The 25,327-nt window shown below is 42.7% G+C and carries 18 protein-coding genes and 2 pseudogenes; 4 read left to right on the top strand and 16 right to left on the bottom strand.

Going from position 1 to position 25,327, the window contains the following annotated elements:
* The first annotated feature begins 58 nt into the window (after positions 1–58).
* From E5342_RS05045 to E5342_RS05030, 4 genes and pseudogenes are all read left to right on the top strand, one after another.
* Positions 59–822, top strand: a pseudogene (locus E5342_RS05045) (helix-turn-helix domain-containing protein).
* 112 nt (positions 823–934) lie between these two features.
* Positions 935–1,689 (top strand): annotated as a pseudogene (locus E5342_RS05040) (glucose 1-dehydrogenase).
* Positions 1,690–1,920: 231 nt separating this feature from the next.
* The gene (gene ahcY / locus E5342_RS05035; RefSeq protein WP_135958951.1) at positions 1,921–3,339 is read left to right on the top strand and encodes an adenosylhomocysteinase; all 1,419 of its coding nucleotides are present in this window, start codon (positions 1,921–1,923) and stop codon (positions 3,337–3,339) included.
* A 102-nt stretch (positions 3,340–3,441) separates the two neighbouring features.
* On the top strand, positions 3,442–4,569 hold the full coding sequence (locus E5342_RS05030; RefSeq protein WP_135958950.1) for a glycosyltransferase: 1,128 nt from the start codon (positions 3,442–3,444) through the stop codon (positions 4,567–4,569).
* 42 nt (positions 4,570–4,611) lie between these two features.
* Here E5342_RS05030 and E5342_RS05025 read toward each other — a convergent pair whose 3' ends face one another.
* The 16 genes from E5342_RS05025 to E5342_RS04950 all read right to left on the bottom strand — a co-directional run bounded on the left by E5342_RS05025 (position 4,612) and on the right by E5342_RS04950 (position 25,323).
* Complete coding sequence (locus tag E5342_RS05025) at positions 4,612–7,116, bottom strand: YfhO family protein (protein WP_135958949.1); 2,505 nt, start codon at positions 7,114–7,116, stop codon at positions 4,612–4,614.
* Between the two features lie 23 nt (positions 7,117–7,139).
* Entirely contained in the window at positions 7,140–7,907 is a 768-nt protein-coding gene (locus E5342_RS05020; RefSeq protein ID WP_135958948.1) for a glycosyltransferase family 2 protein, read from the bottom strand.
* 5 nt (positions 7,908–7,912) lie between these two features.
* Positions 7,913–9,733 carry an RNA-binding domain-containing protein gene (locus tag E5342_RS05015; protein WP_135958947.1) on the bottom strand — a complete coding sequence of 607 codons (1,821 nt, stop codon included), beginning with the start codon at positions 9,731–9,733 and terminating at the stop codon, positions 7,913–7,915.
* A 68-nt stretch (positions 9,734–9,801) separates the two neighbouring features.
* Entirely contained in the window at positions 9,802–11,064 is a 1,263-nt protein-coding gene (locus E5342_RS05010; protein ID WP_135958946.1) for a glycosyltransferase family 4 protein, read from the bottom strand.
* A gap of 92 nt (positions 11,065–11,156) precedes the next feature.
* Entirely contained in the window at positions 11,157–11,945 is a 789-nt protein-coding gene (locus tag E5342_RS05005; protein ID WP_135958945.1) for a glycosyl transferase, read from the bottom strand.
* Positions 11,945–12,808 carry a glycosyltransferase gene (locus E5342_RS05000; protein ID WP_135958944.1) on the bottom strand — a complete coding sequence of 288 codons (864 nt, stop codon included), beginning with the start codon at positions 12,806–12,808 and terminating at the stop codon, positions 11,945–11,947. Before E5342_RS05000 ends, E5342_RS05005 begins: the two co-directional genes overlap by 1 nt.
* 2 nt (positions 12,809–12,810) lie before the next feature.
* Positions 12,811–13,938, bottom strand: a complete 1,128-nt coding sequence (locus E5342_RS04995; RefSeq protein ID WP_135958943.1) for a glycosyltransferase family 4 protein — start codon at positions 13,936–13,938, stop codon at positions 12,811–12,813.
* Positions 13,935–14,858, bottom strand: coding sequence for a glycosyltransferase family 2 protein (locus E5342_RS04990; RefSeq protein WP_135958942.1), 924 nt, complete (start codon positions 14,856–14,858; stop codon positions 13,935–13,937). The genes E5342_RS04995 and E5342_RS04990 overlap by 4 nt, the downstream gene beginning before the upstream one ends.
* A 1-nt stretch (position 14,859) precedes the next feature.
* A complete protein-coding gene (locus E5342_RS19600) occupies positions 14,860–15,993 on the bottom strand; it encodes a glycosyltransferase family 4 protein (protein WP_246867062.1) in 1,134 nt (377 codons plus the stop codon).
* Complete coding sequence (locus E5342_RS04980) at positions 15,990–17,432, bottom strand: lipopolysaccharide biosynthesis protein (protein ID WP_135958941.1); 1,443 nt, start codon at positions 17,430–17,432, stop codon at positions 15,990–15,992. The genes E5342_RS19600 and E5342_RS04980 overlap by 4 nt, the downstream gene beginning before the upstream one ends.
* Positions 17,433–17,456: 24 nt before the next feature.
* Positions 17,457–18,005 (bottom strand): DUF4411 family protein, encoded by a 549-nt coding sequence (locus E5342_RS04975; RefSeq protein WP_121736850.1) that lies wholly within the window; start codon positions 18,003–18,005, stop codon positions 17,457–17,459.
* Positions 18,002–19,087, bottom strand: a complete 1,086-nt coding sequence (locus E5342_RS04970; protein WP_160217488.1) for an ImmA/IrrE family metallo-endopeptidase — start codon at positions 19,085–19,087, stop codon at positions 18,002–18,004. The genes E5342_RS04975 and E5342_RS04970 overlap by 4 nt, the downstream gene beginning before the upstream one ends.
* 318 nt (positions 19,088–19,405) lie before the next feature.
* The gene (locus E5342_RS04965; protein ID WP_135958940.1) at positions 19,406–20,425 is read right to left on the bottom strand and encodes a Gfo/Idh/MocA family protein; all 1,020 of its coding nucleotides are present in this window, start codon (positions 20,423–20,425) and stop codon (positions 19,406–19,408) included.
* Positions 20,422–21,552 (bottom strand): DegT/DnrJ/EryC1/StrS family aminotransferase, encoded by a 1,131-nt coding sequence (locus tag E5342_RS04960; RefSeq protein ID WP_135958962.1) that lies wholly within the window; start codon positions 21,550–21,552, stop codon positions 20,422–20,424. The genes E5342_RS04965 and E5342_RS04960 overlap by 4 nt, the downstream gene beginning before the upstream one ends.
* Before the next feature lie 72 nt (positions 21,553–21,624).
* The gene (metG, locus tag E5342_RS04955; RefSeq protein WP_135958939.1) at positions 21,625–23,664 is read right to left on the bottom strand and encodes a methionine--tRNA ligase; all 2,040 of its coding nucleotides are present in this window, start codon (positions 23,662–23,664) and stop codon (positions 21,625–21,627) included.
* Between the two features lie 267 nt (positions 23,665–23,931).
* The gene (locus E5342_RS04950) at positions 23,932–25,323 is read right to left on the bottom strand and encodes a DUF3575 domain-containing protein (RefSeq protein WP_135958938.1); all 1,392 of its coding nucleotides are present in this window, start codon (positions 25,321–25,323) and stop codon (positions 23,932–23,934) included.
* Positions 25,324–25,327 lie beyond the last annotated feature (4 nt).

Below are 25,327 nucleotides of genomic sequence, written 5' to 3'. Positions count from 1 at the left end.
TAAAATCTTCATAATGGGCGGCACGATCTTCCCGTGTCGCCCATTTTCCTAAAGAACGATGGACGGAATCAACACACTGCGTTACTCGGATTTATTTTTAGCGATGTATTTCGATGGCGGAAAGAGCTGCCTGCACCGGAATCATTCGCATGTGTTGGTGTATGTATATTCCGGAGAGATGGTAATCGACGAGAAAGGCCAAATCACCCGGTTACATAAAGGAGAATGCGCTTTCATCCGCAAGGACTTCAGCGTGCAGATGACGAAACAAGCATGGAATGGCGAGCAGTTCAAGGCGATCTTCTTGATGTTCACCATGAAGTTCCTACGCGACTTTTACAGCAAATTAGATCGAAATACTCTCCCTAAAGATGCCAAGCGAGATCAGGTAAGCCTTTACAAGCTACCGTCCAACCGTCCCGATATCGTAAGCTTGTTTGAGTCGATGACCCCTTATTTCAATTCCAAGATCCAACCGACAGACGAATTGCTGCAACTAAAAATGGTCGAGGGCGTTTATGTGTTGCTCAATACCGACAAGAATCTATATGCCTCTATCTTCGATTTTACCGATCCATGGAAGAAATCGCCAACTATACGGGACGCAGCCTCTCCACATTTAAACGTGATTTCAAGAAATGTAGCGCTCTCTCGCCCCGGGAATGGCTCATCCAACGCCGCCTTGAAGCCGCACACGGGCTGATACGTAAAGGGGGGCGTAAGGTCTCGGAGATTTGTTTCGAGGTAGGCTTCAAGAACCTTTCCCATTTCTCGAAAATCTATAAGATAGCGTATGGCGTACCGCCAACCGAGGATATATAATATTTATAATGGCCCACACAACAAAGCTATTTGAACCACATAACAAAGCCTCCATACCACTCCCTCCTTATCTTCGCGACATAAATAATAACAAAATGTAAATCAAATGATCATGACAAAGACAATGGAAGAGAAAGTAGCTTTAGTAACCGGTTCAGCGATGGGTATCGGACTCGCTTGCGCTGAAGCCTTCGCCAAGGCTGGATACATAACCGTATTGGCAGACATCCGTGAGCCGAGAGAACAGGTAGAGAAATTAATAGCCGAGGGACATAAGGCCGTAGCGTATCGGTGCGACGTATCAAACACGCAAGCCGTAAAAGAGATGATCGACTGGATCGTAGCTACTACGGAAGACTGGACGCGGCTCTTAACAACGCAGGCATACAAACACCGCAACGCCCAATGGCGGAAATCACCGACGATGAATTCGACCGTACCGTGGCTGTGGATTTGAAAGGTGTCTGGAACTGCATGCGTTATGAGATCCTGCAAATGCTGAAACAAGGCGGCGGCGCCATCGTCAACACCTCATCGCAAGGCGGAGTCACGGGATTTCCGGGGCAAGCGGCCTACATAGCCTGTAAGCATGCCGTTATCGGACTGACACGTACCGCCGCTATCGACTATGCGGCAAAGAACATCCGCATCAATGCCGTATGTCCGGGCGTTATCCGTACGCCGATGGCGGAAGACTTAATGCGGCGTGACCCTTCCTTGGAGAAAGAGCTGGTGCGCGACATTCCCGCAGGGCGGCTCGGTAAACCGGAAGAGATCGCCAACGCCGTACTTTGGCTATGCAGCCCGCAAGCGAGCTTCGTAGATGGCCATGCGCTATTGGTAGATGGAGCCTTCAGTATTCATTAAATCACAAAACTACAGAGAACCCAATACTGCAACGGCGTTGCAGTGTTACCGCAATGCGGGTTGCAGTAATGCTGCAAGGCTGTTGCAGAACTACTGCAAGGCAGGTTGCAGTAACAAACCCACCGTACCCCTCGGCAAGCCTCCGCCCTAGATGGAAATTCACAGATAAAGGACACCTACTATCAACGCTTTTTCGTACCTTTGCGCTTCAATCATTTATAGTATTAATTTATGTCACAATTATTTCCAACTCATCTGCCTTATAAAGTGGCAGATATGAGTTTGGCCGAGTTCGGTCGCAAGGAGATCGAGATCGCCGAACACGAAATGCCGGGATTAATGGCGCTACGCCAGAAATACGCCGATCAGAAACCCTTGAAAGGCGCACGTATCACCGGCTCACTGCATATGACTATTCAGACGGCGGTGTTAATCGAAACATTAGTTGCGTTGGGAGCGGACGTTCGCTGGGCCAGCTGTAACATCTTCTCCACACAGGACCATGCGGCGGCGGCTATCGCGGCTGATGGCGTACCGGTATTCGCCTGGAAAGGCGAGACGCTGGAGGAGTATTGGTGGTGTACGGACATGGCGCTTCGTTTCCCGGAAGGCAAAGGCCCTCACATGATTGTTGACGATGGCGGTGACGCTTCCTTATTGATTCATATGGGGTATCGTGCGGAGAACGACGCAGAGACCATCAACCGCAAAGGCGGAAATCATGAGGAACAGGTAATCCTGGATACATTAAATCGTATCCTTCAAGAAGATAACGGCCGTTGGCACCGTACGGTAGCCGAGATGAAAGGGGTATCGGAAGAGACGACCACCGGCGTTCACCGTCTGTATCAGATGATGGAGAAAGGTGAGTTGCTGGTTCCGGCTATCAATGTTAATGACTCCGTGACGAAATCCAAGTTCGATAACCTATACGGTTGCCGTGAGTCTTTGGCAGACGGCATCAAGCGGGCTACGGACGTAATGATCGCCGGCAAAGTGGTAGTCGTGGCCGGATATGGTGACGTAGGTAAAGGCTGCTCTCACTCCATGCGCTCTTACGGAGCCCGTGTACTCGTGACCGAGATCGATCCGATCTGCGCCCTGCAAGCCGCTATGGAAGGTTTCGAGGTTACGACCATGGAAGAGGCCGTGAAAGAGGGTAACATCTTCGTTACGACCACCGGAAACTGCGATATCATCACGATCGAGCATATGACACAGATGAAAGACCAAGCGATCGTATGTAATATCGGTCATTTCGACAACGAGATCCAAGTGGACAAGCTTGTCAACTATCCGAATATTAAACACACGAATATCAAGCCGCAAGTAGATAAATATACGTTCCCGAACGGAAACTCTATCTTCCTGTTGGCAGAAGGCCGCTTAGTAAATCTGGGTTGCGCTACGGGACACCCGTCATTCGTAATGAGCAACTCATTTACGAACCAAGTGCTTGCCCAGATGGATTTATGGCAAATGGCCTATGAGGTAGGCGTATATCGTTTGCCGAAACGCTTGGATGAGGAAGTTGCCCGCCTGCACTTGGAACGTATCGGCGTGAAATTATCTACATTATCACAAAAGCAAGCTGATTATATCGGCGTACCGGTAGAAGGACCGTACAAGGCCGATCATTACAGATACTAATTAATTGAAAATTGAAAGTTGAGAATTGAAAATGAAGGGAGGACAGCTCCTGTAGTTCTCGATTCTTAATTTTCAATTTTCAATTCTTAATTTTCAATTACCATGCGTTTCGCTATTCTCTCCCCCATTTATCCCTATCGTGGCGGTATCGCCCAATTCAGCGGGATGCTTTATACGGAATTAGTAAAGGAAGGCCATGAAGTGAAAGCTTTCAACTTCAAACGCCTCTATCCGGATATCTTATTTCCCGGCAAGACCCAATATGTAGAAGAAGGAGACCGTGCGATCAAGATCAAGAGCGTGCGAGTATTAGATAGCGTCAACCCGGTTAGTTATTTCAGCACCGTAAACGCCATTCGCACTTATGCGCCGGACGTACTGATTATCTCTTACTGGATGTCCTTTTTCGTTCCCGGATACGCCCACATAGCGAACCGGATGAAAAAGCATTGTAAGGTAATCGCGCTTATCCACAATGCGATTCCCCATGAGCCACGCTTCTTTGATAAACCTTTAGCTTCGTTACTTTTCAGGCAGTGCCATGGCTTTATCGTAATGAGCGATAACGTGCGGCATGATTTGTGGAAACTCTATCCGGGAGCTAAATATATCCAGAACCCACACCCGCTTTACAATCATTTCGGTAATAAGATCGAAAGAGACGAGGCGTGCCGGAAACTAAGTATCAGTCCGTCCCAAAAGAACCTCTTATTCTTTGGATTGATACGGGACTATAAAGGATTAGACCTGCTGATAGAAGCGATGGGACAGCTTAACGAGGATTACCATCTCATTATAGCCGGCGAATGTTACGGTAGTTTCGAGAAGTATCAGGCTCTGATCGACGCATCTCCGGCAAAAGAACGTATATTCGTCCACTGTGAATATATCAGCGACGAGGAAATCCCCATTTATTTCTCTGCGGCGGATGCCTTGGTACTCCCCTATCGCTCCGCCACTCAAAGCGGTGTCGTATCCGTAGCCTATAATTACGATTTACCCATGCTAAGTACTCCCGTAGGTGATTTCAAGAACAGCATCGAAAAGCCGGGTACAGGCATCGTAGTGCCTGAGATATCCGCGACGGCCCTCGCCCAAGGTATCGAGGAACTTTTCACCCCCTCACGGCAAGCCACCATCCCCGCGAACATAGCCAAAGAAAAAGCAGCCCTCTCGTGGGAAACCCTAACGAGAAAACTGCTCGATTTTATCAATAGCGGTTTCATCTAGTTGTAGATACGGGCGTGCCCCGTATCTACAACCAACCGGAATTTATATCTCTTTTTGCTTTCTAGCTTTCCAAACCGAATATCCTACCGCACCAATCAATAACAACAGGATAATCAATGAACTGAAAGAAGTAATATACGCCGCCGTAATATAACCTTGCGGTCTGAACTCAAATACGATCTGATGCTCTCCCGCAGGAACTAACATAGCCCTTAATATCCAATCCGCCCGGAAATGCGGAGCGGGCTTACCATCAATCGTAGCTTCCCATCCCGGTTGATAATAGATCTCGGAAAATACCGCTAATCGCTCAGAATTCGTCTTCGTCGTATAAACTAACTTATTCGGGCGATAACTATCCAATGTTATCGTAGCGGTAGAGTCCAATTGAGGCGTGAAACCTTTCACCTCATCAGCGAAACGTTTATCAACAACCGCCGTCGTTAACGGATTGATCGTATTCAACGCCGCTATTTCCGCATCCGCATTCTCCACGACCTCCACTTTATCCACAAACCAAGCGTTGCCGAAAGCAAACGGATTCCTCAAAGGCGGTTGCTCCGGATTATAGATAATATAACGTGTATTGAGCATATTCAAGGACGGACAAGCAGCGAACGCCCCCATCAAATCCTCCGCAGTCTGCGCTTTCTGGAAAGCCCCGATAACCGAGTTAAGCTCTCCTTGCAGACGGTGGTCGATCAGTTCTTGGTACCGTCTCAACTTCGCGGCATAGTAACCGCCGATGGAGTGGTGATAATACGAGGTCGTTGTCTCCAAAAAAGGATTATTCAAATTCAAGACACGATAAGAAGGGTCCTTGTCCTTCATGATTTCTTGATCGGCTACCGTCTCTTTATACACCTCGGTAGGCTTCTGGCGGATAAAATTGCTATCGTTCAAATATCGTTTATCCACCGTCCATAAGTCAACCAACATCAAGACCGCAACGCCGATCCCTACGAAGGTCGCCACTTTCTTCCGCTCTTTCGAGGTATAGAACCAGAACAACAAAGCCGCCCCTAATAAGATAAAGACCAAAGAGCGCAACGCATCCGCCGAAGCCAAGGAAGCACGATCCATTAACAAGGCATTGTAATACCAATCCGGCAGCTGATATTGAGCGTCGAAAGAAGAACGGAAATCCAACAGCATACTCGGCATCAACCAAAGGATTAAAGAAAGCCCCCCCGTGATAGCCAAAGCAGCGATCAATCCTCTCTTCAACAAGGCATCACTCACGGTCTCCGATAGCACCTCTTTCAATCCCCATATAGCGATAATAGGAAACACCATACCCGGAATAACCAATGCCATCTCTACGGTACGGAACTTATTATACATCGGCAAGTAATGGAACATAAAGTCATTGAAGCTATCAAAATTACGTCCCAATGCCAGCAATATCAAAAAGACAGAACCTCCGAACAACCACCATTTCAACGGATTCCGGATCACGAACATTCCCAGAACAAACAAGAAGCAGACCAATGCCCCGAAATAAACCGGCCCGGAAGTAAATGTCTTCTCTCCCCAATAGGTAGGAGCCTGTACCTCTTTTCCTACTTGAGCACCTTTCGCCCTTAATTCCTTATATAACTCAGAATCCGGGCCTAGCGTTCCACCCGAACTTCCACCATAGGCATTCGGGACCAACAAAGTCAACAACTCCCCTTTTCCATAGCTCCATGCGAACGCATAGTCCTTATCCAAGCCGGAAGAGATCTTCTCGCCCGAAGGGGTCGTTGTCGTTAATTCCGTAGCCCCACGGATAGAGTTCTGTCCCAAATCCCATTGAGCATACATATTCTGAGCATTCGGCAACACTGCCAATACCACGCATACAGCCATAATAGCGGTTACCGTACCCAGTTCTTTATAAGCTTTTTCCTTCAGTTTATTGAATAAATATCCCAAATAAACGAAGAAGCAAAGTAATAATAAATAATAAGTGATTTGCAGGTGCGTATTCGCGATAGAGAATGCGACACCCAACAAGAACACGACCGCCCCCCATAAATACTTACGCTTGAACAACAGGGCCATACCCGCCAACGTTAATGGCATATAAGCGATTACATACGCTTTCGTGACATGGCCAGCCTCAATAATGATCAGATTATAAGACGCTAAAGCGAAAGCGATGGCACCAGCGATCGCCAACCACCAATTTACGCCCATGACACACATCAAGATATAGAAACAAACGAATCCGGTAAACACCATCCCCGCATCCATATATCCCAACGCTTTTAAAGGCTTCTCCACTAAAAGATATCCGGGAAACCATGGAGCCGGATTACCATATCCCGACACATAAGGCATGCCGCCAAACATAGCATCGGACCATGCGCTGAATTCTCCCGGTTGGGCCGTCTTCTCATATTCATCCATCTGGCTATTCCCCATACCGATAGCCTTTTCCGTATCTCCTTGCCGGACTACCTTACCTTCAAATACGGCCGGAGAAAAATAAATCACCGTCAATACCAAGAATACGGCTATCGCTGCGATATGTTTTCCCCATTTACTCATTATACTCCGCATAAAACTTATCTATAATTTATTGTTTATACTCTACCTTTAAACCATTTGGCAAAATAGAATCTCACGGCGAACCAACCATGCAACAGAATCGTCGACACCTTGCCATAATACTTACACATGACCTCATATCGCTCCTTTAAGGAAGCTTTCCGGTTCACACTACTTAACCCTTCCTCCAAAAAATTAGACAGGATCAAACGTGTATTATGTATTCTTTTCGATCGTCTCAGACATTGGATACACCAATCATAATCCGCCGTCAAACGGTATTCCGTATTATATAACGGAGCGATCTCCCGTTTTGATATAAACGACTGGTGACAAACCAACATTCCCATCCGGAAACTTTTCCAAGTCAGTTTCTCCGGTGCTTTCAATCTGCGCATCCCTAATGATCTACCCTCCGCATCAACGATCCGGGTCTCTCCGTAAATCACGTCAGGCAAAGATACTTTCTTTTTCAATGATGCCACAATTCTTTGCACGGTATCTGCTGTATAAAGTGTATCGCCCGCGTTCAAGAACCACACATAATCCCCCGTGGCCCGCTTCAATCCCTTATTCATAGCATCATACAAGCCTTTATCAGGCTCGCTTATCCAAGAAGCGATACCGGATTCATATTGCTTGATGATCTCTACGGTCTTATCCTTCGAGGCTCCGTCAATCAATATGTACTCGATATTCGGATACGACTGGCTAAGTACGCTCAATATCGTACGCTCCAACCATCGCTCCGCATTATAGGTGATCGTTATGATCGAAAATGTAGGTTGCTGATTTACTCCCATTTCTTTTATAAATTTCCAACTTGTCTCACACGATATTTTTGTAAAGGATGCTTCGGAGAAGATGGATATAGCCTCTCCAGCAACCCATCCTCTAACATTCTTGGTATAACTCGGTTTATTAAATAAGAGGTCTCTCTATGAACAGACTCAGCTATTATTTCCAAAGCCACATAATCCTCGCAGACAGAAAGTATTAACCTCGACAAATCCTCATAACGCATATATTTCTTGCTTTCATCCTTTTGAGGCTTGCTTTCATCCTTTTGAGGCTTGCTTTCATCCTTCTCCCCAAACACCAACTGATACCTAGTTCCCCGACCATTTCCTATAGACTCCAAAAAACCAGCATTACACATATTCTTTAATAACTTTGTAATATCCGAGCTATGTTGATTCAAAATATATTGAAGCCTTTCATTAGAAACTTGTTTCTCTGAGTAACAAAGAGCCAAAACTGTGAATTGATCATAGGGTATTCTTTCGATATCTCGTCCAAACAAACGCTTCAGTTCCTCTAAGACTTCCTTCGGATACAAACTTTCCATCGGTAAATTCAACACGACCCGATCCGGATGACTTTGTTCTTCCACAAATGGAGGCCTCCAATTAGCATTTTTCCAGCCCATGAAAATCTTATTCACCCCGCTACCTGCTTTCTCTGAGAAACCTATTAGCATAAACATCTTTTGCAAGCTCTTATTACGGCATATGCTTTCGCCTCCGGTATAATACTGAGCCTTGCTCACTAGCAGTGTCCCGGGATTTTTAAATACATAACGATCTTTCCATTGTTCTATCGTTATATTTCCTTCCTCCATATAATCACAATGTATCAATGTATTTATAAACGCCTCTCGTAAAGCGACATGCGTAGTAGTATCTTTCAATCTCACACCATTCTCCAAACGGAACGGCTCAGGCAGCACAGATGATAATCTAGGATATACACGCCGATAAAATTGAAAAAGATTCGCTTCCCAAGTTCCATCCATGCAAATGCGATCTGTCCATCTAACATTTTCATCTACCGACATTTTTTCCTGATAATCCGGAAAATAAGATGGAGCACATTCATTATCTGTTATACTTTCTGTCTTACCGAACATTAATATGCCCGCTAAAGTAAACCCTTCTTGGCCGGTCTGCCTATCTTGTCGATATCCTCCCAATTTTCTCAAAAAAGCTATATCCTCTAGTGTCAACCAAGGGTGATCCGGCTGACGGCTGGAAAGCAACAGTCGATATTGTTTAAGTGAATCCAAATCAATATCTTCCATTGTATAATTACATAAAATACGAGAATCCCTAGGATGTTCCTCATCCGCATCGGCAATCATTCTTCGAACTTCCGTATCCGTACATTTATAATCTCCCTCATTATTCCGTTTATAAGTATGCCCATTCAAAGGGTTTCTCGTCAAATATACAGGGCGTTGCGAACGAGAAGCTCTTGGCACATTAATCAGTAAAAGTGATTTTCCCCTATAGCCTACCTCTTGAATATTCTTATCTGTAAGCAAATTAATATTAACGCAATCCGGATTATTCAATTGGTTACAAATGATTTGCCGATAAGACACAATTTGCTCTGGAAGAAGTCCCTCCACAAATAGCACTCCTTTTTTCTCCTTTATTCCCAAGACGATAGTTCCCCCATCTGTATTCGCAAATGAAGAATACGTTTCCCACACACTATTTGGAAATCCTGAACGAGCGGTCTTAAACTCTAAATCGACAGACTCCTGACTACGTAGCAAGTTCTCCACATATTCTACAAAATCCCATTCGTCTACCTTAATCCATTCAGGCTTATACTTATCGTCCATTTATTCCATTTTTTCGCAAATGTAACAATTTTCATTTGCTTTCAATCACTTACCAACGAACATTCATTCTATTCGCACCTATTACATAGGCTCTGATACAAAGCTATATATCTTTCGGCAACAACCGATTCCTTATAACGATCATGTACCTTGCAGATACAAGCCTCATCTAATCGCAAAGGCTCTCGATTATCGATTATCCATTTGATACCCGTAACCAAGTCATCCGTATCCTTATATTTAGCTACATACCCATTCTTCAAATGATCTATCATCTCCGGAATCCCGCCTGTCTCAAATCCCACACAAGGCGTACCGCATGCCATCGATTCCATAATCGTATTGGGTAAGTTATCCTCCAACGAAGGAATAACGAACATATCGGCACAGGCATAAGCGGAAATCATAGAGTCTTGATCCGATATATATCCCAGCGTATTCACCTTAAAAGGAAACTGGCTAATCAATTCTTCCGAGCTATTTCCCATCAACACGATTTCTATGCGATCTTGGTATTTCTCTTTTAGTTTTTCGCAAGCTTCGATCAAAAAAATCGCTCCTTTCCGGGTATCTGAAAGCTTAGCGGCGGCAAAAAGAAGGAGGAACTTATCTTCCGGCAGGCCGAATCGTTTACGGGCCACCTGCTTTTCCATACGCTTAAAGGCTGTCACGTCAATCGGGTTAGGAATCGAGGTAAAACAGGCAGTTCTCAACCAATTGCCTTTTTTGGCCTCTTCCATTATCCATCGGCTGCAACCGACAAACGTAATCTTAGATAACCCAATTTTCCCTTTCTCCTTAAAAACAGAAGCCGCTAAATCAAAAAACGGATTTCGTTTCAGCATCGGGCACTGATAACAATTCGATATATACTTCTCACATCCTCCCGGATAATGACAAATAGCCGTAGCTGGCCACAAATCATGCATAGTCCACACAATTGGCTTTCCGGTATCGACTAACTTCTTAACATCAGAAAGAGACAAAAATCCTTGATTCACCCAATGCAGATGAATCACATCCGCCTGTTGCACTAATGGGTGCTTCGATAAGTCCGTGCCTGTATTGGCTATGGAAACTTGAAAGAGGTTCTTCTTGCTAAAGAAGTTACAGATAAAGATTATCAGTCGTTCCCAAATGAAGCGAAAAGAATTAAGCCTATGTGAAGTCCATGAATTATTTACAGAGAAAACTTTTATATGGTCTGTTTTCCGATCACGTACTAACATAGAAACCTCTACACCAGATTTACCCAATGCTTTCGCTAGTCGGTTCGCAGCGACTGCCGCTCCACCGGTTAATTCAGAAGTATTTAATATCAATATATTCATGGCTTCTCTATTATTTTCCAATAACCATTTTTATCTACACCTATGCGTTCTATGTAATTCTTATCTACCTATTTCATTAAAAATAATCTATCTCATCCTCTCAATACAGCTCGAATATACTTATTAAAATCAACAAGAAACGCAACTAAAGCAGATGTATGATCTGGTTTTTTATCATAATTCAGACCTTTAGTACGAAAAAAGTCATTTTTATCCCTAAAAATGACTTTCCTGTTAACAGGAAAAAACCATTTTTCAGGCTTTCCATACTCTGTTCCTACTATTTTTACTTTTTTATTCAATAAATACTTATTTAAGTGAGATTCATCATTCACAAATGCCACAACACCTTTTTTAGAATCTATTTCAACATCACGCATACAAGCTTCTATCAATTGCAAGTATTCAAATGTTCGTCCACCATTAAACCCTCCTTGAAAGTAATAGAGACCTTGACCATAAGGGATATAGGCCATTGAATCCGGATTCCGATCATAAGGAAAACTGTCCCGATCTTTTATTCTATATATATGCCAAACTAAACCAACTAAAAAGCCATCCTCCGCAGAAGGTTTCAATTCCTCCAGATGGATTGTCCGTTTAAAAAGAGTATCTCCATTGAAAAAGAATAAATAATCACATTTATCAAAATCATCTTTATGCTCATAGAACATTTTAAATCTATACAATGTATTATTATATCCACCTAGGTCTTTTTGATAATAAACAGAGACAGACTTAGATACAGACAATTCTTTATCTGTAAACAGAAAATACTGTTTATCAACATTCGGGAACAAATACTTCTCTGCAGATTTAAAAAAATCTTCCCACAATAATGTATAATTACCAATACCTATATATAAAATGCCAACTTTCATCACAATGTCTTATTCGCTTCAGTCACCAATCCTGTAATTTCTTCCAGAGAAGACTTATACATTTCATATAACTTACCTCGATTTTTTATTTCTTGAAAACCCATTAGTCCCTTATTCCAAATACGCATTCCTCCTGCGACCATTGACTTGAAACCAGCATTATACCACCCGACTTTCAAACCATACAACCATGCACGTAAACATAACTCACAATCATCGCATTGAAACGGAGCAAAAGAAAAATCAATATGCTCCAAATGTTCAATAAATAATTTTTTATTCAACAACATCGGTGCCCGATTCACTGCATGCACAAAATAGAAATCTTTATCTTCCAACAGATCATCCTTATACAAATCTACATATCCCCACTTTTCCTTATCATCTATAATAAACTCCAATCCATTCAGCCCTCCTAAAATAACCATATCCGGATATTTTTTGAAATAAGAGATACCTTTATCAATCCAACCTAAATCAGCAATCTCATCATCATCCTGCATTAAGACAATATATTCTCCATTCGCAAAACGAATGGTTTTATCATACATCACATTCTCATATAAATCATTAGCTCGTACTAAAAATTCATTACCACGAGTAAGATACCTCATAAGAGACTTAGTATGTCTGTACTCAGAACCATCATCTATTACTACGATCTCAGCATTCGGATACTCACGTAATTTACTGACAATACATTTGACTCCCACACTTTTATTGTGAGATTCTATAATAAAGCTGACAAGCGGTTGATTGGTATATCCTTTCGCCAACCAATCCTCATAAGTTTTCTGCTTTCTTTTAAAGACACGTTTCGCTAACGCCCAATAAACTTTCTCCCAATATAAACGAATATCCATTCTTACTTATCTATTATAGAATTTAACTGATTGAAAAAAGAGGTTATATACTGATCGTAACTATAACACATCTTATTCGCTTTCAACGAAATTTGTTTAAGACCTTCACAATCCTTCAGACTTTGCGCCAATTTCTCCGCAAGATATGTTTTAGATGCCGGATCAAATAGATCACCATTTTTTTGCGGCTCAATCAAACAAGCCGCTCCCGCAACAACAGAGCATAAGGTATAACAACCTGCCAATAATGCCTCATTCACCACCGCCCCAAAACGCTCATAATAACTTGGCAATATGAATATCTGACCGACATTATAACAAGCATATAGATCCTCACCTTGCTTTTTCCCAGCGAAAATCACATGGTCAGCCAATCCATTTCTCTCCGCATGTCGCTCTAAAGCCACTCGCTGATCACCATCACCTACAAATAAAAGAATAGCCTTAGGATACCTATTTACAACCAAGGCTAAAGCATCCAGTAAAAAGAATAAATTCTTGATATCTATTAAACGACCAACAAACAACAAGACTTGCCTTCCTTCCAAATGATACGTATCCTCCAATATCTTAGAAACAGGCAACGCATTCTCCAATAGCAACCTAAAATCTTGATCTTTTTGGATAATCGGGAAAAACAAAAATTTCTGCTTTACCCGAAAGCGTTTAACATACCAAGACAGCACATCATCGTTTGTCAAGATAATGCCACTGTAAAACTTAACCGCGATAAAACGCATACATCTTTTCACAAGACTTGCGCTTTCAGCAATCTCTTTGCTATCATCACAGATCGTAAAAATAGACAATTTCCAGTTGAATAGAAATTTATAAACCAACAATAATAAACCCAATATATTATACTCACTACAAAACACCACATCCGGCTGTTCCTTCCTCAATATTGAGAAAACCTGTGTCCTAAGATTCTTAATCCCGAATAATCCCGAAGCCAGAAAGCGAGGTGCAAATTCCAATCGCCCTCTCAACTCATCTTGAGCGAATGATTGCTCCAATACATCTCCAAACTCAAAATAGAATATAGCATCAAACTCCTTATTCAAAGAATTAAAAAAATCTACTCGATAAGGAGCTATCGCCGGATGAAAAACCACAAGTTTCTTTTTCATTTCAAAATGCGTTTTATTCTTTCGGAGTTCCAGACCTCCCTGTTCGTCTCTAGTTTCATTTTCCAGTAAGCCCCTCTTTTCCGATTTCCCAACAAAAGAAACTGAAAAATCCGAACATAACTCTTCAGTTGCGTAATGGCAAAAATCAATCGACACCCAAATTTACCATAAACCTTCCGGAAATAAATATATTGTCCCTCATACAAGAAATAAAGACGAGATTGTTTTATATAAGAGGCACGCCCCTCCAAATGTGTGATTTGAGCCAAAGGCACTGAATATATATCCCAACCCGACCGATGAATCCGAAGACATAATTCTGTCTCCTCATAATTCATGAAGAAATCCGCATCAAAACCTCCTCCTATCGAAGATAACACTGATCTCCTCACCATCAAATCCGCACCAGTAACAGAAGCCACCTTTATCGGTTTCCCTTCGTGATTGAAAAACAAAGAACGCCCAGACGAAAAACATAGTGAAGGTATATATAAGATCCCCAATAACTCCCATAAAAAAGACGGATATTTACGGCTAAAAGAAGTGGTCGCATTTCCCTTTTCATCGTATAGGTTCCCTCCACAGGCCCCTACAGACGGATGATCTTTCATGAAACGACAAAGTATATCTATCGCATTATTCCGTAAAACTGTATCTGGATTCAAAAAAAAGATATACTCTCCTGACGCATACTCAAGACCAAGATTGTTTGCTCGTCCAAAACCTAAATTTTCAAAAGCTTGTACACATACCGTTTGGGGACAATACTTTCGTATCAACTCTAGATCACATTCTCCAGAAGCATTATCGACAACAATAAACTCATACTCAAACTCCTTCGTATTTTTCTGCACAGACTTAATGCTATCCAGTACCAATGACGCAGTTTTATAGTTCACATAAATGATAGATACATCCATTTCACAAACTATTTGATTCAAAAAATCTTTTTATTATAACACGCCAAGAAAGTTGCACGGGATCAAAATCCGCAAAAACATCCAAGTTTGTCTCACCCGCTATCACTGATTGTAGTCTTGAAGCTAACATATCACTATTATCTTGCTCTACGAAAGATCCATACTTACCCTTTATCAAATCTTCTGCCGCACCGACTTCTGTTGATATTATATAGTTTTTAAACCTTAAAGCCTCATTCAAAACCAACGCATAACTTTCAGATCTAGATGTTAAGACAAAAATTTTAGATCTGTTATAAAAATCCCACAATTTCTTCTTATCATAGATAGCATCTACAACAATCACAGATACCTTTTTTTCCGGATACTGTCGAAAGAAATCATTAATCCTTAGTCTAAAAGACTCTTCTACTGGACCAATCAAATAAAATTTCCAATCTTTTAAATCAACTTTAGCTAAGGCATTCAACAACATTTCAGTATTTTTCTCAAAAGTGCCCAAACGCCCCACTGTTATCATTATATTTTCTTTAATATTTCTTTCTTGAAACCTCATTGAGATCAATTCATCCTCATCGAATCCATTTTCTAGAATCCTTAATTTCCTCTTAAAACAATCTGACAATAAATTACTAGTCATTAATTTCTTATAGTAAGTAGATGTTTCACAAGTTAATAGATCTACCTTTTCCAATGATTGAAGCAAAATATATTTCTTGATCTTATCCCTTAAAAAGCGACTTTCTGCCAAGAACAGCGCATCTATATAGCCATCAAGCTTTACATATACCTTTCCTCTCTTATTAAAGAACTTATATAGCAATATCATGATCGCTGTCATTAATGTATAATGAAAACGAAATAGAATATCTATACTTCTCGCATTTTTGAGTAAGTAAACAACAAAGTTCCATTCTCTATAAAGGAAAAAGCTCGTCGTATTACCTAAGCTTCTCAAAGCCGAAAGCTTTACACCTTTTATAGAAGATGGAAAATCTTTATTCATGGGGGTACTAGGATAGACAATCTCTACTTCATCCCCATATTCTTGTTTCCAATAATAAGGAAAAAGATAAACATCCTTACCCAAATATACCTCCTCAAAGTGATTAAATATCAACACAAATCTTCTCATACCTTACCTTTCCGCAAATACTCCAATATTTCCTTAAATATGATCGAGTTACCCAGCCACATAATTATCATATAAAAAATTACTGATAATACAATCTTCAAAATTAATAGTACCAGTACATGCTCTATCTGAGAAGTTACAAACCAAGCGATAAAAAACGACAGGAAAGTCGCCAACACATAAGGCAATATATCTTTTATTATATGTATTAAGTGTAAACCTATAAGCTGTGAGGCAATATAATGCCAAAACAAAAGTCCTAGAAAGTAAACGCTGATGTAAGCCCCTAACATATAATATATACCATAACGCAGAAAAGCAAACACACAGAGAAGTTGTATCATCCCAACAAAAACAATACCCCACATATACAAATCAGACTTCCCATGAGAGATCAACAGGTTTGAATATAGATTCCATAAGAAACTCACCGCTCCCCATATGCAAAAAAGTTGCAGGAAGGGTACGCTGGGTAGCCATTTATCTCCGATAAGCACACAGATAAATTCTTTTCCGACAAAAGCAAGACCAAGCATCACCGGAAAGGATACGAAGGAGCCAAAACGGACCATTTTCCTGAACACATTCCTTTGCCGGCACAAATCATCCCCCACCGAGACTAGAACCGGTTGAGCGACACTATTGATCATCCCTGAAATAAACGTATTACCCATACCCTGCCATTTATTACCTTGAGAATAAAATCCTACTTGCCGAGCATCATAGAACCGCCCTAATAATACAGAAAATATATTCGTATTAATTTGGGTAAACACATTGGTCAAGAAGAGCTTCACGCTAAAAGAGAACATATGCTTCAATGGGGAAAAATCAAATTCAAATGTAGGACGCCACGGAGAGACATAGCACTTCAGCAAAGAATTAATCGTCACGTATGACATACTCTGCAAAGCGATCGCCCAATAAGCGAAGCCATTTAAGGCGAGACTAACCCCTATAATCCCCGAGAAGAACAAAGACAGAATATCAATTTTGGCCTGTTCCTTAACCATCAGCCTTTTAAACATGACCGTATAAGGAACGGAAGCAATCCCAGAGACGAAAAAGCTAATGAACAAAACACGGGATAAAGCTGTTAGTTCCGGTCGGTGATAGAACTCAGAAATCAACGGCGCAGCCAGAAACAGCACTAAATATAAAATCAAACCGATAAAAAAGGTAAACCAAAACACCGCATTATAATCCTTATGAGTCGCATTTTGATTATTTGTTAGCGCTACCGTAAATCCACTATTGATAATCGTACTAGCAATTCCACTAAATATCGCCAACATCCCAACCAATCCATAATCCTCAGCATTAAGTGTACGTGCCAGATAAATACCAAACAACATCCCCAACAACTGTTGCACACCATTACTTACCCCTCCCCAGAAGAGCCCTTTCGCTGTCTTATCTTTTAATGATTGTTCCGCCATTTGATATTTATGGTAAATTATAGATTACGGATGCGTCCAACTTAATTTCACGCCATTGGAAGATAACCATTCTGAAATGGAAATATGATCAATTTCTAAGAAATCGCAAATAACAGGTAACTTTTTGAAAAGTTTCCCGTCATTGCTCTGGGGAGTTTCCTCCGTAATTATGATTGGCTTTAATGATTTATTGTTCAAGGCATACAAAATCATTTTTACGTCCCCAGTCTGCATATATGCTTCTTTTTGTTGTGCATACAGTTCTTCGGTCAAACGCTTTTTTTGAAGAGGGATAGAAAAATTATTATCTAATTGGTTACTGAACTTTTTAGGAGCAGGCGGCAACATTTCAGTATCATTAGTAAGCAACTCTTTGTCATTCAAAAAAGTCATTCGCGAAAGGATGATCCCTTTTTGAGTTTTGGAAGCTTCTCCGTGGATCGAGCTTAATAAAATCAATTCTCCATACCGGAACTTAAACTCTAAGAAGCGCAACAATTTAGCCTCGTCCTTAATCGAGAGGTAATATCGCACGATCGCCAACAAAGAACTTGTATCAATAATTCCAATCATAAATATTTATCTATTTTATTTTGAGGAATTCTCAACCGCTCACAGAAAGATGCTTCAGAAACCAAGCCATTGTAATAAGCATATTGCATGGTTTCTAAATACAACGGCGATATAATCGGCCTAGGAACACTCGCCCTCGATTGCATTTGTTTCAGTTCTTCTTTTTTCTCGCGCTGTTGTTCCTCATACTCATCCTCCAATTGACTAATAATGGAATGATAATGAGGCATAGATACTATCTTTTCATATGCCAATTTGGTATACCATGCCATTCTGCTAATATGAGTGGAAGAAGCTAACGCATCTATCGCTTGGTTTAAGCCTTCAGAATATTCCTTGAATTTATATAATTCATTTACAGCATCTCCGGCTATCAGATAAAACGCAAAGTCATTACACCAACGCTCAACACTATTGGTAACACGACTATGTTCAACCTTTGACATATCCAACGCTTCAACATCCTCTATCCCTAATAAATAGTGTCCAATCTCATGAGCGAGGGTAAATATCTCGCGTTTATAGGATTTCTGCCGTTTAAGCACAATCACATTGGGTTCAATATAAAAACCGTCGATTGTCGCTTTTTCACGCTTGTTCCAAGTTTCTACAAACTCAAAAACATACACATTCAAATCTGCCAATTTTTGAATGACCGCTTGTAGGAACTTTTTATGCTCGGTAATATTCTTTTCAGGCAAAAGGCGATCTCTAACTTTATCCGCAATTGCTTTAGGACTTACACGTATAGTCGCCGTATTCTTTAAGGGATATTCAACATTTGTCGTATCAGTTAGTACCCGATATCCATCCAACAAACTTTTCAAGGATTCAAAAGAATCAACTATACGCTTGTCTTCAATTGTCAGCTCGGATTGAAATTTTTTCTTTCTAAAGAAGACTTTTGCTTCTTGATTGGTATCTATCGGAGAAAAATCAAGATAGAATGACAATCCTTTTTTAAAAATGTCATCTATTTTTTTCAGTAACGATACTCTTATTTCATCGCCACTAATATCCTCTAATGTAAAAACTCTCTTTCTCCCCTCGTTCAAATAAGACAATAACTGTTCCTTACTCATACCATACAGCATAAGCAGATAATCCAGTTTTTTTATGTTGAACTCAGTTATTGTCATCCGGTATCGTTGAAGCCTTTATAAGGTTGCGAAGTTAGCTATTTTTCCAGATATTCACAATCGCATTGTTCATTAAACAGGGCAACCATCACCAAAATTCCCTTGTCAGCAAAGTATCTTAACTTCATCGACCAAGTATCTTAAGATACTTTGCCAACGCAACTAAGATACTTGGTCGATGCACTTAAGTATTGTGAAATCCCCTATTTTTGTTCTGTATACAAAACAAGATAAGTCGAGGTAATCCCTGGGAATGGCTCTTTACCCCTTCAACGCATAAATCCTCCGTATAATATCCACCACCTTCATACCTTCCAAGACGTTGGTCGTTATGATCTCGCCGGGGGCACCGGAAAGGACATTGACCACGTTACGGATCACGAAGTTGTGGTTTTGGGCGGAGCCTTTGTAAGGGCCATAATCATTGCCGGGGTTGGTAGGGGCCAATTCCGGCATCTCATAATCCTTTATATGGCAATATTCTACCTCGTTCATATATTGACCGCCGATTTTCACGCTACCATTCTCGGCCACGATCAGCATGCTGCTTTCCAGATTTTTGTCCCATACCGCCGTAGAGTAGCTCAAACTGCCCATTCCACCGTTCACGAAATTAAAATTCACGAAACCGGAATCCTCAAAGGCGGTCAGTTTCTCGTGGTTGAAGTCGGCGAAACGGGTCTGGATATTACAGATATCCCCGAATAGCCAGTACATAATGTCAATGAAATGGGAGAATTGGGTGAATAAGGTACCACCATCCAAGGCAGTGTCGCCATGCCATCCTCCGGGTTTATAGTAGCGTTCGTCACGGTTCCAGTAGCAATTCAGCTGCACCATATAAATCTGGCCTAATTTTCCGGACTCAACCATCTCCTTGATCCAGACCGAAGGCGGGGAATATCGGTTTTGCATCACGCAAAATACCTGCTTACGGAATCTCAACGAGGTATAAACCACTTTCTCGGCATCCGCCAAGGTCAAGGCCATCGGCTTTTCTATGACCACATGATGTCCGCTTTCTATCGCTTGGATCGCCATCTCGGCATGTAAACCGTTGGGTGTACAAATATTCACCACATCTATATCCAATCCCAAACGGAATAGTTCATCTATATTCCGGGCGAAAGGGACTGCGTAAGCCTCGATCCCCAGCTCCTCTTTCGGACGGATATCACACAAAGCGACCAACTCCGCCCCTTCATCCCGGGTAATCATCTCGGCATGACGCTTACCTATATGACCACAGCCGATCACGGCGAAACGTATCTTCTTATTCATAAAACACTCTTTATAGATTCTATAATATAAGCCTGCTCCTCTTCTGTCATCTCCGTATGAATCGGCAAGGATAATACGGATCGGCTCAAGCGAGAAGCGACATTCAAATCTCCGGAAATCCGGCATCGCCCCCTCATCACCTCTTGCTCCTGCAAAGGCAATGGATAATAAATCATAGAAGGAATGCCTCGTTCTTTTAACACCGCTTGTACCTGATCCCTCTTATCTACAGCTAGCTGTATCGTATATTGATGATAGACATGCGATGAAAAGGCTGATTTTAGCGGTTTGCGTACAGCATTCAATCCGGAAAAGGCAGCATCGTATCTAGCGGCCACTTTACAACGAGCGGCGGCAAATTCATCCAAATACCGAAGCTTAACATCTAAGACAGCGGCCTGCAAGGTATCCAAACGGGAGTTGCAGCCCACCAAAGCATGATGATATTTTACCTTTTGCCCATGATTGGCGATCATTCGCAGTCGTTCGGCCAATCGTGCGTCGGAAGTAAACATCGCCCCACCATCACCATAACAAGCCAACGGTTTCGAAGGGAAGAAGGAGGTCGTTCCTATAGAGGCGATCGTACCGGCTTTCTTCACCGTTCCATCCGAGAAAGTATAATCAGCCCCGATGGACTGGGCATTATCCTCGATCACATATAGATTATGGCGGCCAGCGATACGCAAGATCGATTCCATATCACAACATTGGCCAAAAAGATGAACCGCGATAATAGCTCTCGTCTTTTCAGACAAGGCATCTTCTATCTTTTCCGGGTCTATATTGAATGTTTGGGGATCTACATCCACTAATACCGGCACTAGGCCAAGAGCCAAAGCCACCTCAGCCGCAGCGATATATGTAAAAGCAGGAACGATCACCTCATCGCCCGGATGTAAGTCTAATGCCATCAAGGAGATTTGCAAGGCATCTGTACCGTTGCCGCACGGGATCACATAAGGAACACCTAAATAATCTGATAAATGGTTACAAAATCCCTTCACCTGAGGGCCATTGATAAAGGCACAAGCATTTATCACCGTTTGCATGGCGGGATCGATCTCACTACGCAAACGTTCATACTGCTTCCGCAGATCTACCATCTGTATCTGTTTCTCAAGCATCTTATCCATTCAAAAAATAGGGCTATCCCGTCGTTAAAACGGAATAGCCCCCTCATTATTGCGTTTACCTTATTATTTCACCTCGCTACCCGGTTTCACCTCTTTCTCCGGAGTGATAACGGCCAGCTTTCCATCGAAATTCTCGGCGGAGAGAATCATGCCCTCGGAAACAATGCCTTTCAGCTTACGGGGAGCTAAGTTAGCGATGAAGCAAACTTGCTTGCCTACCAATTCCTCGGGTTTATAATGTTGGGCGATGCCCGATACGATCGTACGTTTCTCCAGACCATCGTCTATACGGAACTGAAGCAGCTTATCCGCTTTCGGAACCTTCACGCATTCCAGCACCGTACCCACACGGATATCCAGTTTCATGAAATCATCGAACTCGATATTCTCACGGATCGGTTTCGCCTTATAGTTCGCCTCCTCATTCGCTTTCTTCGTATCCAATAATTTCTGCACTTGAGCCTCGATCACGCTATCTTCTATCTTCTCGAACAGCAATTCTGCCTTGCCCAATGGATGACCGGCCTCCAATAGATCCGTAGCACCTAGGCGATTCCATCCCAACGGCTCTACATTCAGCATCTTGTTCAGTTTCTCCATGCTAAACGGCAAGAACGGTTCGAAAGCGATCGCCAGATTAGCCGTAATCTGCAAAGCGATATTCATGATCGTAGCGACACGAGGCATATCCGTCTTCGCCAACTTCCAAGGTTCCATATCAGCGAGATACTTATTTCCGATACGGGCTAGGTTCATCGCCTCTTTCTGCGCGTCACGGAAGTGGTAGGTATCCAACAGGCGTTCCACGTTCTCTTTCACATCCGCGAAATCCTTCAAGGTCTGACGATCATAATCCGTCAACTCGCCAGCCGCCGGCACCTTACCCTCGAAATACTTATCCGTAAGGACTAACGCACGATTCACGAAGTTCCCTAAGATAGCGACCAACTCATTATTATTACGAGCCTGAAAATCTTTCCATGTGAAATCATTATCCTTTGTCTCCGGCGCGTTGGCCGTCAAGACATAGCGCAACACGTCTTGCTTGCCCGGCATATCCACCAGATACTCGTTCAACCAAACCGCCCAGTTGCGGGAAGTAGAGATCTTGTCGCCCTCCAAGTTCAAGAACTCGTTAGCGGGGACATTCTCCGGCAAGTTATAAGAACCTTCCGCTTTCAGCATGGAAGGGAATACGATACAATGGAACACGATATTATCTTTACCGATGAAATGGACCATTTTAGTCTCCGGATCCTTCCACCAAGTCTCCCAGCTATCCGGCAGCAACTCTTTCGTATTAGAGATATAACCGATCGGAGCGTCGAACCATACATACAACACCTTTCCTTCCGCCCCTTCCACGGGAACAGGGATACCCCAATCCAAGTCACGGCTCACCGCACGGGGTTGCAGTCCCATATCCAGCCAGCTCTTACACTGCCCATATACGTTCGGTTTCCATTCCTTATGATCCTCCAAGATCCATTTACGCAAAAACGGCTCCCACTTGTCCAAAGGCAGATACCAATGCTTCGTCTCACGCATCACCGGCTTGCTGCCACTGATAGCGGATTTCGGATCGATCAAATCCGTCGGGCTAAGAGACGTACCGCAAGCCTCGCACTGATCGCCATACGCCTTCTCGTTTCCACAATGCGGACAAGTACCCGTGATATAACGGTCGGCCAAGAATTGCTTCGCCTCCTCATCGTAGTATTGCTCGCTTGTTTTCTCGATGAATTCGCCTTTATCATACAATGTACGGAAAAAATCCGAGGCCATCTGATGATGCGTAGCGGAAGTAGTACGGGAATAGATATCAAACGTGATACCGAACTCCTCGAACGATTTCTTGATAATACCGTGGTAACGATCCACCACATCCTGCGGCGTGATCCCCTCCTTCTTCGCTCTCAACGTGATGGGTACCCCATGCTCGTCCGAACCACCAATCATCAACACTTCCTCTCCCTTCAAACGAAGGTAACGGGCATAAATATCAGCAGGCACATACACCCCGGCCAAGTGGCCGATATGCACCGGTCCGTTCGCATACGGCAACGCCGTAGTAATCAGCGTTCTCTTAAAATGTTTTTCCATACCTTGTGTTCTCTTTTTGAGGGGCAAAGGTACGGAATAATTTGATTTATTGAAAAAGAATGGTTTTCTTTGCCACAAAGTATTCATTTAATCAGCAAATATGATTACACCAGCAGTCGCAGTATTCGGCACATTTGCTATTATTGGCATAATCGGCTGTATCATCATCAGCACCAAACGAGGGAGAGAGTGGTTAAAGAGGTTCGATTAATCGTATACCCATCCGTCCTCAAAAAGGATGAGAGCGGGTGGCAAATGCCCCCGTCTTTATTTAAATCCAAACCTATACACCAGCGCCAGCCGGAAATTCAGCATGAAATGGGTCAGAGAGAAATTATCCACGGTCTCGCTCACCTGCGTGTTATAATCGCGGGTATAGGTAGAGGCATCGAAGGTGATCCGCGTACCGAAGCCCAGCCCGGCCTCGAACGCCCAGCCTCCGGAAATCGGTTGTAAATAGTTCAGCATAGCACCAATCCCAAAGAATTGCCCTGTCTCACCATGTCCTAACGGCTCATTGTCTCGCACATTGAAATTACCGTATTTCATTTGCAAGCCCACGTTAAACCCGCAATACGTACCATCATCATTGAACCAAAGACGAGGTTCGAGCATCAACGCCGATATACCCCACAAATTATCCGGATTGCTTTTATAACCGAACCGCGAATAAGTACCGCCCAAAACAACAGATCCCCACCCCCCAAACATATACTCCAATTCCAAGTTGGGCATGATAGCTCCGGTCTTAAACTCAGCACCTTTTGTTCCGATACTTAATCCGGGCGACAAGGTAGCCCAAGGCAAGAGATTCGTGCGTACCGTCAGGTTAGCCGTTTGGTAAGTAGGATAGACTTTCTGCACGGCACGAGTTGCCTCTTGTCGAGGTTGGTACACAGCAGATCGCTTTTCTTGCGCTTGCGGCTCAGGTGCTACGTCTACCGTTGCCTGCCGGACAATTTTTGGCTCCGTCCGGACCGGTTGAACAACTTCCGAAGCTTGTCTCACTTTTTCCTGCGTTGGCGGAGCCACCGGAAGCATCGCACCTTCCTCATAAGGAAGGTCTGCCTTATTGTTTATCACCACATAGGCAAAGACCTCATCATCCACGCAAAGATCGGGATCGTTGAGTACATAAATATAAGGAACCTCCGCATATCGTTTTAGGCTCGATGAGATAGCGGGTACAGACTGATCCGTGGAATAAAAGATCTGTTTATTAGCAAATTCCGGCATAGCGAAATAAAGCAGATATACATGCACACTATTCCCCCACTCCCCGCTACGATCCACGTAAAAGGATATCTGTTTGTTATCAAGTTCATATTTATTTTTCAGGTATTTCCGTACGGTATTCCCTCTCCACATTGCCGTATTCACGGCAGTCTTGGATACCGCCCCTGTCTCGGTATAGATATGCGAGACGATCAACACATGAAACTCCCCATCCATCAAAGGGTTCATCACCGGCCAGATTTTCCGGCTCAAGCGTTCCATCTCTATGGAATTATTCCCGTATGTAGCTTGAATATCAGCCTCTCCGGGTATAAAAGAGAACAAAAATGAATCACCCTTGGATTTCTCATTCTCCGGCTGCCCATGGGCCATAAAGATTGAGAGAAAAGAAAAATAAAATAGAATAATCAATAAATGTCTCATGTCT

The sequence above is a fragment of the Parabacteroides distasonis genome, from assembly GCF_004793765.1.
Classification (GTDB): domain Bacteria; phylum Bacteroidota; class Bacteroidia; order Bacteroidales; family Tannerellaceae; genus Parabacteroides; species Parabacteroides distasonis_A.
The sequence above is the reverse complement of the archived record's forward strand: the minus strand, read 5'-3'. Positions and strand labels throughout refer to the sequence as shown.